Annotated in this window: 2 protein-coding genes; both read right to left on the bottom strand. The window is 68.6% G+C overall.

From position 1 onward, the window contains the following. Positions 1 to 269 precede the first annotated feature (269 nt). On the bottom strand, positions 270 to 3,341 hold the full coding sequence (locus tag BM060_RS20785; RefSeq protein ID WP_074982576.1) for an Ig-like domain-containing protein: 3,072 nt from the start codon (positions 3,339 to 3,341) through the stop codon (positions 270 to 272). Between the two features lie 289 nt (positions 3,342 to 3,630). Continuing rightward, complete coding sequence (locus BM060_RS20790; protein ID WP_074982579.1) at positions 3,631 to 15,465, bottom strand: Ig-like domain-containing protein; 11,835 nt, start codon at positions 15,463 to 15,465, stop codon at positions 3,631 to 3,633. Positions 15,466 to 15,726: the final 261 nt, after the last annotated feature.

A 15,726-nucleotide genomic window follows, 5' to 3' on the forward strand; every position in this document is an offset into this window, starting at 1 on the left:
GGGGCAAGCCTTTTTGGTTCCTTTTGTGGCGTTTGACAAAAGGGACTCGCCCGAGGGGGCGAAACAAGAAACATCAACGCACTCGGAGCGGCGCGCTACACCAAACCCCCAACCCAAAAGTCTCTGGGTTATTCCCCTTCGGGCCAGCGCAAGCGAAGGGCAAGCCCCTCACAAGGCCCGGAAAGCGCCCGCCGCGAACAAAAAAGGGCGCGAACCCAAGGTTCGCGCCCTTCGTGACGAACCCCGCCGCGGACGGCGGGAGCCGGCTGTCAGAGCACCAGTTGCTGGCTGTGCTGCAGGCCGAGCAGGTCGAGGCGCTCGCCCGACGACAGCAGCGCGAAGACCTCGCCGGTGGGCTCGGTGATGTCCCGGGGCCCATCAGCCTCCAACTGGAACTGTCGCGGCAGCCGGATATCGGTCAGCAACCCGGCCAGGTCCGGCTCGGGGTCGGCCGGCAGCGCGGCCCCCGTGCCCACGGCCAGGCCGAGCACCTGCTGGATCAGCCCGGCACCCTCGCCCTCTGCCACGCCCGGCTCCCGCGGTTCGTCCAGCGCCGATGACAACGAACGCAACTGCCCCGGCGCGGCGGGATCCTCCAGGTAGATGGGGTATGCCCCGGTAGGTGCCAGGCGGTCGCCACCCTCGTTATGGGAAGAGGCATAGAGGAACTTCATGCCATAGCCGCCGTACTGGGCCAGGTCGTCGGACTCGATCTGCCAGTGGCCCTTTGCGTCGATCACGGCCGAGCCCAGCAGGTAGGCGGTTTCCAGATTCAGCTCGCCGCCCTCCAGTTGCAGGTAGAGCTCCATGACATCCCCCGGGCGCCCCGTGCCCCGCACCACCGGAGTGCTGTCGTCGGTGAAGTCTTCCTTCTGCAGGGCACCCTGTTCGGCGCCGTAGTCGTCCAGGACGCCGATGATGCTCGGCTCTATCGGCGGCGGCACGTAGGTTTCATAGGACCAGGCGTCGCTCAACAGGCTCTCGTTGCCTGCCGCGTCCACCGCGATGACCTGCAGGCTGTGCTGGCCTATGCCCAGCGACGAGACGGGGGTGAAGGACCAGGTGCCGTCCGCGTTGACCGTGGCGGTTCCGATCGGCATGCCCTTGTCGAAGAGTTTCACGTGCGTCGCATCGCCACCCTCGACCCGGCCGCTGATCTCCGGCCAGAAATCGTCGGTCACGCCATTGGGCTCGATGTCGCCGTGCTGGTCACCGAGGTTGTCGAAGACCCGTTCGATGACCGGCCGGGCCGGCGCCTGGGTATCCAGCACTATCTCCCACGCCTCGCTCTTCGGGCTGGCCTGCCCGCCCACGGACTGCTCGGCGGTGAAGCGCTTCGTTCCGTCCACGCCCAGGTCGGCGATGGCGATTTCCCACTTGCCATCTTCGCCCACGGTCACGCTACCCACGGCCTGGTCGTCGACGTACAGGGTCAGCAGGCTGCCCGGCACGCCGCTGCCACCGACGGTGGGGCTGCGGTCATTGGTGCTGTCCCCGGCTTGCAGTTCGACCACCAGCGGCTCCTGGTCGTCCTGGACCCAGTCGATGCTCGGCGCCTCGGGTGCATCGGGAAGCTCCAGGATGAAGTCCCAAGGCTCGCTCTTGGCGCTACGGTTGCCGGCGGCGTCCTGCAGTTCCACCTGGAACTGATGGGCGCCCGCCGCGAGGTCGCTTTCCAGGGGGAAGCTCCATTTGCCCGCGGTGACGGTGGCACTGCCCAGCAGCGTGCCGTCGAAGTAGATGAAGGCCAGTACGGCATCGCTGTCGGCGCCGCAGTCGCCGACCACTTCGGGACGCGTGTCGTCGGTCACGCCGCCCTTGGCGACCTCGCCCGTCACCTCGCCGACGTCGTCGATCAGTTGCAGCCAGTCGAGCCCTTCGGGCAGCACGGGCGGCAGCAGGTCGGCCGGATCGGTGATGGTCGGCGGGCTGACGTTGCCCGCAGGGTCGGTGATGGTGACGCTGCCGGTCTCGCCATTCTCCAGCGGATTTTCAGGAAGCACCCAGTTGCCGTTCTCGTCCACCACGGTGGTGACAGTGCTGCCATCGGGCAGCTCGACGGTGACGATGCCCTCCGGCTCGCCGGTGCCGCCCAGGCCGTTGCCGTTGTTCTCGGTGACCATCGGCGGTTCCGGCGCGACGGTGTCGGCCGGCTCGGTGACAGTCGGCGGGCTGACGTTGCCCGCAGGGTCGGTGATGGTGACGCTGCCGGTCTCACCGTTCTCCAGCGGGTTTTCCGGGAATTTCCAGTTGCCGTTCTCATCGACAATGGCGGTCACGGTGCTGCCGTCAGGCAGCTCGACGGTGACGATGCCTTCCGGCTCACCGGTGCCGCCCAGGCCGTTGCCGTTGTTCTCGGTGACCACCGGCGATTCCGGCACTTCGAGGTCAGCCAGGCCAGTATCGACACTGCCGCTGTGGTTGCCGGCCGGGTCCACTTCCACCAGCGAGCCCGACTCGCCATTGCCCAGCGGGTTCTCCGGGAAGCTCCAGTTGCCGTTCTCGTCCACCTGGGTGGTGACGGTACTGCCATCGGGCTTGGTGAGGATGATGGTGTCACCCGCCTCGCCGGTGCCGGACAGGCCATTGGCGTTGTTCTCGCTGACGACCGGATCCTTCGGCGGCGTCAGGTCCGCCGGGCCGGTGTCCACCGCCGGGCTGATGCCACTTTCGTTGGACGCGGTGACGCTGCCGGACTGGCCGTCTTCCAGCGGGTTGGGCAGGAAGCTCCAGGTGCCGTCGGGGCTGGCCGTGGTGGTTTCGGTGGTGCCGTCCGGGCGGATCAGGGTGATCAGGCTGCCGGGCTCGGCGGTGCCGGTCAGGCCCTGCTGGTTGTTGAACAGGATCTGCGGCGCGCCTGGCCCTCCGGCTTCCGGCAGCGGCCCCGCCGAACGCGGGCTGCCGCCACCACCGCCGTCGCGCTGGGTGAGCATGTTGCCCACGCCGATGGTGCCCAGCCCCGCCGCCGGCACCAGCAGGCCGAAAGCGACGTTGTGGTCGTCCGACTGCAATGCCAGCAGTTCATCGACGGAGTCCAGGCGGGTCAGTTCCATGCCGTCCCAGGGCTCTTCGTAGCCGGCCTGCCACAGCTGGCCGTCCGGCGCCTGCAGGACCAGGTCGTTGTGTACGCCATCGAAGCCCTGGAAGAAGTTCTCGACGGTGATGACCTTGCCGGTCTTCAGGCGCACCAGCAGGTGGTCGCCGTTGCGGCTGAGGGATTGGACGTCCTCCGGCGCCGCGGCGATCTTCACCACGCCGGGCCGCGACAGGCTCAGGGGGCCATTGCCGGTCACGGGGGTCACCTGCCCCGAGCTTTTCGCGATCAGTTCAATTGCGTCCATCTGGTAATTTCTCCCCGAAGTGAGTGAAGTGACATCGCCCATGCGCCATGGGTACTCGCCACGAACCGCGGGCAGACTAGAGCAGCGGGCCGGCGCATGGGTTAGGAAACTCCCTAAAGCCGTAGGAACTTCGCCGCCCGGAGCGGGCTTTTAGGAAATCCCTCAAGCCGCCCGCTGCTTTTCGGACTCGGGCCGGCGCGCCGGCCGCAATGAAAAACGGCGCGAACGAGGTTCGCGCCGCAGGAGGGAGCCAGTGCGCCGGGAGCAGCCGCCCCCGGCGCCAGGACGCTCAGACCACGTACAGGCCCTCCTGGATCAGCAGGTGCGCATAGGACGCGCTCTTCGAGGTGTAGACGTCGTAGGTGACGGCGCCCTCGGTGACCTGCTGCGCCTGCCGCACCCAGTCCGCGAGGTCGATGTCGACGCTGTCGACCACGCCGTTCTGGCCACTGTCGCCGGTGATCCTCAGGCTGTGCCGGGCCTCGCCGTCGGGCTCGGTGACCTTCAGCAGGTCGGCCAGGCTCAGCGTCAGCGACTGGCTCAGCCCTTCGCTCAGGCGGATGGCCTCGATGCCCTCCAGCTTGTCGGCGACCTGGCCCAGGTCCAGCGTATTGCGTGAGGCCCAGACCAGGATGTCGTAGCCGGCGCCGCCGTCGATGTGGGCGAAGCCGGTGCCGTCGATGAGGATGACGTCGTTGCCCTCGCCGCCGCTGGCGGTGGTGTAGCCGCGGGCGTCGAGCATGTCGTCGGCGGCAGTGCCCACGGCGTCGGAGACCGGCAGGTAGTCGACGTGGGTGGCGCCGCCCTCGGCCACCGCCGGGGCCAGCCCGAGGGTCTCGTCCAGATCCACCAGGCGGCCCTTGATGGCGCTGCCGTTGCCATCGCCGACGCCATTGTCGGTCCAGCTGACGAACAGCTTGCCGCTGTCGAGGAAGGTGGCGTCGACCTGCATCTGGTCGCCGCTCACCAGCTGGTTGATGTGCAGCTCCTGGCCGACCTTGCGCCCGGCATCGTCGAAGAACTGGGCGTACACGCCATAGCTGCCGGAGCCTGGCGCCGCCTCGCTGCGCGACACGTAGACCACCACGAAGCCGCCGCCCTCGCGGGCCACCACCATGGGCTCGGACTGGTCGCCGGTGGTGCTGTTGGACACCAGGAACTCGCTGCCCAGCGCCGCGCCGGTGGCGTCGAAGATGCGCCCCCAGGTGCTGGTGCCGGACTGGTCCGGGCCGCTGTGGTCGTTGGAATCCCAGGTGACGATGAAGTTGCCGTTGGCCAGCCTCGACACCGCCGGCGAGGACTGCTTGTTGGCCGAGGTCTGGTTGGCGCGGATTTCCTCGCCCAGCAGCCCGGTCGCCGGGTCGTAGAGGCGGAAGAAGGATTCCACCCCCGCTGCGCCGCCGATGTCGCGGTTGTAGGCGATCACCACGGTGCCGTCCAGCAGGGTCGCCAGGGACGCCGCGTCCGGCCCCGCCGTGGTGTGGTAGGTGGCGTCGCCCACCAGCCGGTCGCCGCCCACCGGCGAGCCATCGGCGGCGTACTGGCGCATGAATATCTGCCACTTGCCACTGGTGCCGCTGGTGTTGGCGCTCCAGCTGACGATGTAGCCGCCGTCCTCCAGCGCGGTGATGCTGGAGAAGCGCTGCTGGCCGACGTCGTTGACGTTGACCATGGACTCGCCGCCCTGGGGCTGCGCGCCGCTGATGTTGCCGTCGAGGTCGTAGGTGTAGCCGAACTTCTGCTGCATGATCGCATCGTTGCCGCCGGCGTAGCTGGTCCAGTTGACCACGAAGCTGCCGTCGGCCAGCACCGCCACCGCCGGCTTGCCCTGGAAGTCGCCGGTCGTGGCGTTGACCACGAACTCGCCGCCCACCGGCATGCCGGCGGCATCGAACAGCTGGGCCATGATGCAGTCGTTGGAATCATCGCCCGTGGCCGATTCCCAGACGACGATGAAGCCGCCGTTGGGCAGGCTCGCGGTAGCCGAATGGTCCTGGGCGCCGCCCAGGGTGCCGTTGACGCGGAACTCGGAGAAGTAGCCGGCGTCGATGTCGATCACCGTGCCCTCGATGCCCCAGCCGCTGCTGTCGGACTTGTCGCTCTGCCAGGTCACGTAGACGTTGCCGTCGGCCATCAGGGTGGCATCCAGCACGTTCGAGCCGGCCTCGTTCGAAGCCTGGTTGCCATCGGTGGTCGGGTTGACCAGGAACTCGCGGCCGACCTTGTGGCCCTGGGCATCGTAGCGCTGGGCGAAGACCGCCGAACCGCTGCCGTCGCCGCCGGCCGCCCCCCAGATGACCAGGTAGCCGCCGTCGTCCAGCGCCACCGCGGTGGGCTTGTACTGGTCGCCGGCGATGCCGGTGTTGACACGCACATCGCCCATGCCGATCTGCTGCACGGCGCCGGTGGCCGGGTCGACGCTGTAGTGCGCCATGTAGACGTCGAAGCCGCTGCTGCCCGGCGGGTTACCCTCCCAGACCACCACGAAGCTGCCGTCCTTGAGGACGATCACGTCCGGGTTGTTCTGGTCGTTGCCGGCGCCGGTGTTGACCTGGAAGTTGCCGCCCAGCGCGGTGCCGTCGGCCGCGTAGAGCTGGCCGATGACGCCGGTGCCGGAGGCATCGCTCGGGCCGTTGCGGCCGGTCCACACGGTCACGTACATGCCCCGGTGCGCGGCATCGCCGAACACCGCCATGGCTGGAGCGCCCTCGGCGCCATAGGCCTGCCCGCTGCCCACCAGCACATCGCCGGTGAGTGGCTGGTTGTCGGCATCGAAGGTGCGCTGCACCACCAGGTCGGTGGAGCCGGAGTCGGGGTTGCTCGTCCAGTTGATGGTGTAGCCGCCGTCCGGGTGCGCCACGGCGCTGGGGTGGCGCTGGTCGCCCGGGGTAGCCACGTTGACCAGGAATTCGTCGGTCAGCGGCGTGCCGTCGGCGCCATAGCGGCGCGCCATGATGCCGTCGCCGCTGTAGTCCGGGCCCGCCTGGTAGGACTCCCAGACCACCAGGTAGCCGCCATCGGCCAGGGCCACCACCTGCGGGCCGTCCTGGTCGCCGCTGTTGCGCTGGTTGACCTGCTGTTCGCTGCCGACGCGGGTCACGCCGTCGGCCTCGAACAGCTGCATGAACACGTCGGTGCCGGTGCCGCTCTGCCAGACCACGATGATCCGGCCATCGGCCAGGGTCGCCGCGCTCGGGTTGGTCTGCGGGCCGGCCTCGGTGCTGTTCACTTCCACGGTGTGGCGGTCCAGCTGGTAGTCGGCCAGGGCCGCGCCCTGGATGGCCACCGCCGGCGCCTGGTGGCCGGCCCCGTCATGGGCCGACAGGCTGCCCTGCTCGCCCTGGGCCAGCGGGTTGGGGTAGAAGTCCCAGCGGCCGTACTCGTCGGCGACCACCGTGTGGGTGACACCCTCGGCGTCGACCACGCTGACGGTCGCCCCCGGCTCGGTGCGCCCGCCCAGGCGCTCGGCGCTGTTGGTGTCCAGGCCGACGCTGAGCACGCTGATCTGCGGCGGGCTGGCCGGCACGTAGTCGAGGCCGGTGGCGCCCTCGCCCAGCGGCGGCGGCGGAATCAGCCCGAGGGTTTCGTCGAGGTCCACCAGGCTGCCCTTGATAGCGCTGCCGTTGCCATCGCCGACGCCATTGTCGGTCCAGCTGACGAACAGCTTGCCGCTGTCGAGGAAGGTGGCGTCGACCTGAGTCTGGTCGCCGCTCACCAACTGGTTGATGTGCAGCTCCTGGCCGACCTTGTTGCCGGCGGCGTCGAAGTACTGGGCGTAGATGCCCCAGGTACCGGCGCCCGGCGCCGCGTCGGTAGCCGACTGGTAGACCACGACGAAGCTGCCGTCCGCGCGCGGCACCACCACCGGCATGGCCTGGTCGCCCAGGGTGCTGGTGCTGAGCAGGAACTCGTTGCCCACCGGCACGCCGGCGGCGTCGAAGATGCGCCCCCAGATGCCGTAGCCGGACTGGTCCGGGCCGCTGTGGTCGTTGGAATCCCAGGTGACGATGAAGTTGCCGTTGGCCAGCCCCGACACGCTGGGCGAGGCCTGGCTGTTGGCGGTGGTCTGGTTGGCGACGATCTCGGGCCCGAAGCTCTGGGTGTTCGGATCGTAGACACGGAAGTAGGCGTCGCCGCCGCCGAGGTTGCGCGCGTAGGTGAACACCACGCGGCCATCGGCCAGGGTGCTGATGGAGGCGCCGATGATGTCGCTGGTGTAGTGGGTGGCGCTGACCAGCAGGTCGCCGCTGGCCGGCGAGCCGTCGGCGTCGTACTGGCGGGCGTAGATGCGCCAGCCGCCGCCCTCCCAGGACTTCCAGCTGAGCATGTAGCCGCCGTCTTCCAGCGCGGTGATGCTGGAATAGCGCTGGCTGTCGGCATCGTTGACGTTGACCCTGGACTCGCCGCCCTGGGGCTGCGCGCCGCTGATGTTGCCGTCGAGGTCGTAGGTGTAGCCGAACTTCTGCTGCATGATCGCGTCGCTGCCGCCGGCGTAGCTGGTCCAGCTGACCACGAAGCTGCCGTCGGCCAGCACCGCTACCGCCGGCTTGCCCTGGAAGTCGCCGATGCTGGTGTTGACCACGAACTCGCCGCCCAGCGGCATGCCGGTGGCGTCGAACAGCTGGGCCATGACGCAGTCGTTGGAACCATCGCCCGAGGCCGACTCCCAGACCACCACGAAGCCGCCATTGGGCAGGCTCGCGGTGGCCGAATGGTCCTGGGCGCCGCCGAGGGTGCCGTTGACGCGGAATTCGGAGTAGTAGCCGGCGTCGATGTCGATCACCGTGGCCTCGATGCCCCAGCTGCTGTTGTCGGCCTTGTCGCTCTGCCAGGTCACGTAGACGCTGCCGTCGGCCATCAGGGTGGCGTCCAGCAGGTTCTTCATGTCGACGTTGTCGCCGGCCCAGCCCTGGTTGCCCTCGGTGGTCGGGTTGACCAGGAACTCGCGGCCCAGCTTGTGGCCCTGGGCGTCGTAGCGCTGGGCGAAGATCGCCGAGCCGCTGCCGTCGCCGCCGGCCGAGCCCCAGATGACCAGGTAGCCGCCGTCGTCCAGCGCCACTGCGGTGGGCTTGTACTGGTCGCCGGCGATGCCGGTGTTGACGCGCACGTCGCCCGGGCCGATCTGCTGCACGGCGCCGGTGGCCGGGTCGACGCTGTAGTGCGCCATGTAGACGTCGAAGCCGGTGCTGCCCGGCGGGTTGCCCTCCCAGATCACCACGAAGCTGCCGTCCTTGAGGGTGATCACGTCCGGGTAATCCTGGTTGTTGCCGGTGCCGGCGTTGACCTGGAAGTTGCCGCCCAGCGGGGTGCCGTCGGCCGCGTGGAGCTGGCCGATGACGCCGGTGCCGGAGCTGTCGCCCGGGCCGTTGCGGCCGCTCCATACGGTGACGTACATGCCCTGGTGCGCGGCATCGACGAACGCCGCCATGGCCGGCGCGCCCTCGGCGCCATAGCCGGTGCCGCTGCCCACCACCACGTCACCGCCGAGCGGCTGGTCGTCGGCATCGAAGCTGCGCTGGACGATCCTGTCGGTGGAACCGCCATCGGGATCGCTGATCCAGGAGATGGTGTAGCCGCCGCCCGGGTGCGCCACCACGGAGACCGACAGCTGGCCGCCGGCGGTCAGCTGGTTGACGGCGAATTCGTCGGTCAGCGGGCTGCCATCGGCGCCGTAGCGGCGCGCCATGATGCCGTCGTTGCTGGTGTCCGGGCCGGCCAGCCAGGACTCCCAGACCACCAGGTAGCCGCCGTCGGCCAGGGCCACCACCTGCGGGCTGTCCTGGTTGTAGCTGCTGCGCTGGTTGACCTGCTGCTCGCTGCCGATGCGCGTCACGCCATCGGCCGCGAACAGTTGCATGAACACCTCGGCATTGTTGCTGCCGGTGTCGCCGCCCTGCCAGACCACCACTATCCTGCCGTCGGCCAGGGTGGTGACGCTGGGGTTGGCCTGCGGGCCGGCCTCGGTGGTGTTGACCTGGCTGGTGTAGCGCGTGAGGTCGTAGCTGGCCAGCACGTCGCCCTGGATGACGATGGGCTGCGATTGGTTGCCCGCCGCGTCCGCCACCGAAATGCTGCCGTCCTCGCCCAGGCCCAGCGGGTTGGGCTGCAGGCTCCAGCGGCCGTTCTGGTCGGCGGTGACGCTGTGCGCCTCGCCGGCCTTGTCGATCACCGTGACGATCGCCCCCGGCTCGGTCTGCCCGGCCAGTTGCTCGGCGGTGTTGATGTCCAGGCCGACGTTCGGCGCCAGGGTGTCGATCACGAACAGCCAGGGCGCGCTGGGCTCGGTGACGTTGCCCACCGCGTCGGTGAGGGTCGCGGTGAGCGCGTGCGGGCCGTCGGCCAGCGGCGCTGGCGGGGTGAAGCTCCAGTTGCCGGCCTCGTCCACCAGCGCCGAACCGAGCGCCTCGCCGTTGTCGTAGACCAGCACCAGCGAGCCCGGCGCGCCGCTGCCGGAAATGCTCGGCGTGGCGTCGCTGGTGAGGTTGCCGCAGACCTGGCTGGTGAAGGCCTCGGTCTCCAGCGCCAGCAGTTGCGGGGCTTCCGGCAGCGCGGTGTGCAGCTCGACCGGGAAGTCCTCGCTGGGCGCCTCGTTCATCTGCCCCGAGGGGCTTTGCGAGCTGGCCCAGAAGTATTTCATGCCGTCGCCGCCGAACTGGGTGAGGTCGTCGGTGGCCAGGCTCCACTCACCGTTGGCGTCGATGACGGTGGAGCCCAGCAGTTCGCTGGGTACCTGCGGGTCATCGCTGAGGCGCACGTAGAGGAACAGGGTGGCGCCGGCGCTACCGGTGCCACTGAGATTCAGGCTGACGTCGTCGGTGCTGGCGCCCTTGTCGAGGTCGCCCTGCTGCGACCCGAAGTCATCCTGCACACGGGTGATGCGCGGCGTCTCGGGCAGCGCGGTGTCGACCACGAAATCCCAGGCCTCGCTGCGCGGGCCGAGGTTGCCGGCGGCGTCCAGGGCCTCGGCCTGGAAGCTGTGCGCGCCATCGGCCAGCGGCGTCTGCGGCTCGAAGCGCCAGTTGCCGGCTTCGTCCACGCTCGCCGAGCCGATCAGCTCGCCGTTGTCGTAGATGCGCACCAGCACGGCGTCGCCCTCGACATGGCCGCTGTAGGTCGGCGTGGCGTCGTTGCTCGGCTCGCCCAGGGCGATGCTGCCGAAGGCGCCGCCTTCCACGTCGTCGAGCAATTCCAGGCCGGTGATCGCGCCCGGCGCGGTGGTGTCGACCACGAAGCTCAGCGCCGGGCCCTGCGCGCTTTCGTTGCCGGCGGCGTCGGTGGCCGAGGCGCTGATCGCGTGCTCGCCTTCGGCCAGCGGGGTTTCCGGCTTGTAGCTCCAGTTGCCGTCGGCGTCGACGATGGCGCTGCCGATCGGGCTGCCGTTGTCGTGGATGGTGATGAGGTCGCCGGGGTTGGCGCCGCTGCCGCTGATCACCGCGGCGCTGTCGTCGCTGGCGGCGCCCGCCTCCAGGGCGCCCTGCTGCGTGCCGACGTTGTCGGTCACCACGACCAGCGCCGGGGCGTCCGGGGCCTGGGTGTCGATGGTCAGTTCGAAGCGGGTGCTGGCCTCGTTGCCGTTGGCGGCGGTGGCCAGGATGTCGTAGACGTGGCTGCCGTCGGCCTGCTCCGGCAGCTCCAGGCTCCACTGGCCGGCGGCGTCGGCGAGCACCGAGCCGAGCAGCGTCGAACCGTCGAGGATGCTGACGATGGCGCCGGCGCTGGCGGTGCCGGCCAGGCTCGGGCGGTTGTCGTCGGTGAGCGCCTTGTCGGCCAGGTCGCCCTGCTTGGCGCCGACGTTGTCGCTAGCCTTGATCACGCTGACGCTGACCGGCGCGGTGTCGACGCTGAACGCCAGCGCCGGGCCGGGCTCGCTGGTGTTGCCGGCGGCATCGGCGACCTGCGCGCGGATGCTGTGCTCGCCATCGGCCAGCGGCTGGGCCGGGGTGAAGCTCCAGTCGCCATTGGCGTCGGCGGTGACGCTGCCCAGCACCTCGGCGCCATCGAAGAGAGTGACGATGGCGCCGGCCTCGGTCCTGCCGGAGAACATCGGCAGGGCGTCGTCGGTGACACCGCCGGCGGCGATCGGGCCGCGGACCAGGCCCTGGTCGTCAATGGCCAGCACCAGCTCCGCAGGCGCCGGCGCGGTGCCGTCGATGGTCAGGCTGAATTCGGCGCTGCCGCTGTTGGCACCATTGGAGACGCTGGCGCTGTAGCTGTGTTCGCCATCGGCCTGCTCCGGCAGCTGGAAGCTCCAGTTGCCCTCGGCATCGGCGCTGACGCTGCCGATCTCGACACCGTCTTCGGAAATGACCACTAGCGCGTCGGCGAGGGTCTTGCCGACCAGGGTCGGGGTGGTGTCGTTGGTCAGCGCGGCGTTGCTCAGGCTCTGGGGCTCACCCACGTCGTCGATGGCGGCCTCGATGCTGACCATCACGTCGCTGGTGTCGACCACGATCGTCAGCACGTCGCTCGGCTCGCTGACGTTGCCGGCCGCGTCGCTGGCGCTCACGCTGATGGCGTGCTCGCCGTCGGTGAGCGGTTGCGCCGGGGTGAAGCTCCAGTTGCCATCGCCGTCGACCGTGGCAGTGCCCAGCACCTCGTCGCCGTCCTTGATGGTGATGACGCTGCCCGGCTCGGCGCTGCCGCTGAAGGTCGGGGTGCTGTCATCGGTCACGCCGTTGTCGATCGGGCCGGTGACGTCGCCCTGGTTGTCGGCGGCGAGGATCGCGCCGGGCTTCTCCGGCGCGCTGCCGTCGATGGTCAGTTCGAAGCGGGTGCTGGCGCTGTTGGCGCCGTTGCTGGCGGTGACGCTGTAGAGGTAGCTGCCATCGGCCTGCGCCGGCAGTTCCAGGCTCCAGGCGCCGGCGGCATCGGCCACGACCGAGCCGAGCACGCTGGCGCCGTCCATGACGGTGACCAGGGCGCCGGCGGTGGCGCTGCCCACCAGGGTCGGCGTGCGGTCGTCGGTCACCGCGCCGTTGCCCAGCTCGGCGGTCAGGCTGCCGGCATCGTCCAGCGCCTTGGCCACGCTGACCTGCAGCGGCCGGGTGTCGACCACCAGCACCAGCGCATCGCTGGGCTCGCTGGCGTTGCCGGCGGCATCGGTGACCACTGTGCTGATGCTGTGCTCGCCCTCCCCCAGCGCCTCGGCCGGGGTGAAGCTCCAGTTGCCGTCGCCGTCGACGATGGCGGTGCCCAGCACGTTGTCGCGATCCTTGATGGTGACGGTGGCGCCCGGCTCGGCGCTGCCGCCGAAGGTCGGGGTGCTGTCGTCGGTCACGCCGCCGCTGATGGGGCCAGTGACGGCGCCGACGTTGTCCAGGGCGCTCGGCGCGTCCGGGGTGGCCGGCGCGCTGGTGTCGAGGAGGATGTCGAAGCCGCCGGTGGCCGGGCTCCACTGCCCGGCCGAATCCACGGCCTTGGCGGTCAGGGTCTTCAGGCCGTCGGCGCCGAGGTCGGCCAGGTCGATCGACCAGTTGCCCTCGGCGTCGGTGGCGACGCTGCCGACCTCGCTGCCATTGACGTACAGGTGCACCACGGTGCCCGCCTCGGCGGTGCCCTTGACGGTCGGGCTGCGGTCGTCGGTCTGCGCGCCCGGCTGCAGGTGACCGCTGGTGATCGGCGCCTGGTCGTCGATGACGTGCTCGATGGAGGGCGCCGCCGGCGGCGTCAGCTTGAGGCTGAAGGGCCAGTCGGCGCTCTTCGGCCCTTCGTTGCCGGCGGCATCCACCAGCGCGGCCTGGAAGTTGTGCTCGCCGGCCAGCAGCGGCAGCGCCGGCTCGAAGCTCCACTGGCCATCGCTGACGCTGGCGCTGCCGATCAGCACGCCGTTGTCGTAGACGTTCACGCTGACGATGTCGGCCGGTGCGCCGCTGCCACCGAAAGTCGGCCTGGCATCATCGGTCACGCCACCGCGGACGATCTCGCCGGTGACGCTGCCGACGTCGTCGAGCAGGCTCAGCGAGCCGCCCTCCTCCGGCAACTCGACGGGCGCGAGGGTATCGACGGTGAAGCGCCAGCCGTCGGCCGGCAGCATCGCACTGACATTGCCGGCGGCATCCATCGCGCTGGCCTGCAGGCTGTGCTCGCCATCGGCCAGCGGCTGGGTGGGAATGAAGCTCCAGCTGCCGTCGGCGGCGACCAGGCTGCTGCCGATCAGTTCGCCGTTGTCGTAGATGTTCACCAGCACGGCATCGCCGCCGACCAGTTGGCCCTTGAACTCGGGTTGGTCGTCGTCGGTATGGCCACCCTGGGCGATAGGCCCGGTGATGGCGCCGACATCGTCGATCAGGCTGAGGCCCGCCTCGGCCTGGGAGATATCGGGGGCGGAGGTATCCGCGGGCTCGGTGATGGTTGGCGGGCTGACGTTGCCCGAGGGGTCGGTGATGGTGATGCTGCCGGACTCGCCGTTTTCCATCGGGTTTTCCGGGAACTCCCAATTGCCGTTTTCGTCGACGACGGTGGTCACGGTGCTGCCATCCGGCAGCTCGACAGTGACGATGCCTTCCGGCTCGCCAGTGCCGCTCAGGCCATCGCCATTGTTGTCGGTGATGACCGGCGGTTCCGGTGCAATGACGTCGGCCGGTTCGGTAGTAGTCGGCGGGCTGACGTTGCCTGAGGGATCGGTGATGGTGATGTTGCCGGACTCGCCGTTCTCCAGCGGGTTTTCCGGGAACTCCCAATTGCCGTTCTCGTCGACGACGGTGGTCACGGTGCTGCCATCCGGCAGCTCGACAGTGACGATACCTTCCGGCTCGCCGGTGCCGCTCAGACCACTGCCGTTGTTGTCGGTGATGACTGGCGGCTCCGGGGCGATCACGTCGGCCGGTTCGGTCACGGTCGGCGGACTGACATTGCCCGAGGGATCAGTAATGGTGATGCTGCCTGACTCGCCGTTTTCCAGCGGGTTCTCCGGGAACTCCCAGTTACCGTTCTCGTCGACGACAGTCGTGACGGTGCTGCCATCGGGCAGTTCGACGGTGACGATGCCTTCCGGCTCGCCGGTGCCGCCCAGGCCATTGCCGTTGTTGTCGGTGACGATCGGTGGTTCCGGCGCGATCACGTCGGCCGGGTCGGTCACGGTCGGCGGACTGACGTTGCCCGACGGGTCGGTGATGGTGATGCTGCCCGACTCGCCGTTTTCCAACGGGTTCTCCGGGAACTCCCAATTACCGTTTTCATCGACAACGGTGGTGACGGTGCTGCCATCGGGCAGCTCGACGGTGACGATACCTTCCGGCTCACCGGTGCCGCTCAGACCGTCGCCGTTGTTATCGGTGATGACTGGCGGTTCCGGTGCAATGACGTCGGTCGGTTCGGTAATGGTCGGCGGGCTGACGTTACCCGAGGGATCGGTGATGGTGATGCTGCCGGACTCGCCGTTTTCCAGCGGGTTTTCCGGGAATTCCCAATTACCGTTTTCATCAACGACGGTGGTCACGGTGCTGCCATCCGGCAGTTCCACGGTGACGATACCTTCCGGCTCGCCGGTGCCGCCCAGGCCGTTGCCGTTGTTGTCGGTGATGATTGGCGGTTCAGGCGCGATCACGTCGGCCGGCTCGGTAATGGTGGGCGGGCTGACATTACCCGGGGGCTCGGTGATGCTGCCGTCCGAGCCGTTTTCCAGCGTATTTTCCGGGAATGCCCAGTTGCCGCTCTCATCGGCGACGGTGGTAGCGGTGCCGCCGTCCGAGCCACCGCCGCCACCACCGCCCCCCGCCGCTGCGGCCAGGCCGCCGACACCCAGGGCGCCGAGGCCGGCAAGCGGCAGCACGCCGAAGACGGCGTACGTGTCGTCGCTGCGTTCCGCCAGCAGTTGCTCGATGGAGTCCAGTTCGGTGGTCACCCAGGGCTCATTCTGGTCCGCCAGCCACAGTTCGCCGCCGGGGGCCTCCAGCACCAGGTCGTGGCGCACGCCGTTCACGGCCTGGAAGAAATTGTCAATATTGATGACTTCGCCGTTCTTCAAACGGATCACCAGGCTGTCGCCATTTCGGCCGATGGACTGGATGCTGTCGGGCGCGGCCGCGATCTTCACCACGCAGGGGTGCGCCAGCGACAACAGGTTCTTGCCGCTGACATCGGTAACCTGCCCCGAACTTTTCGCAATCAGTTGAATCGCGGCCATGTGAGCTCCCGCCTGATAAGGCTGTTTCTTCAATTTCGTGAACACGGGATGACTCGAAAAGGAATTGTCCCAGTGCCATGTAATATCCAGCCCGGGCCATCCAATAGAAAACTCGGGAATTCCTTTTCAGTGGTGGGCAAGCATTAAAAATTAATCACCGGCAATAATTAGGATTTTCCCGAATCAACCCAAGCCGATAAATTCCGATACACCATCGGAAAATTCTTAACCCATTCTGAAAACCGAACTGCCAAATCACCG

The sequence above is a fragment of the Pseudomonas citronellolis genome (assembly GCF_900112375.1).
Taxonomy (GTDB): Bacteria; Pseudomonadota; Gammaproteobacteria; order Pseudomonadales; family Pseudomonadaceae; genus Pseudomonas; species Pseudomonas citronellolis.

What these genes read in the sequence shown, in the direction of transcription:
- BM060_RS20785 (WP_074982576.1), bottom strand. Translation starts at nt 3,341, where the DNA reads ATGGACGCAATTGAACTGATCGCGAAAAGCTCGGGGCAGGTGACCCCC.
- BM060_RS20790 (WP_074982579.1), bottom strand. Translation starts at nt 15,465, where the DNA reads ATGGCCGCGATTCAACTGATTGCGAAAAGTTCGGGGCAGGTTACCGAT.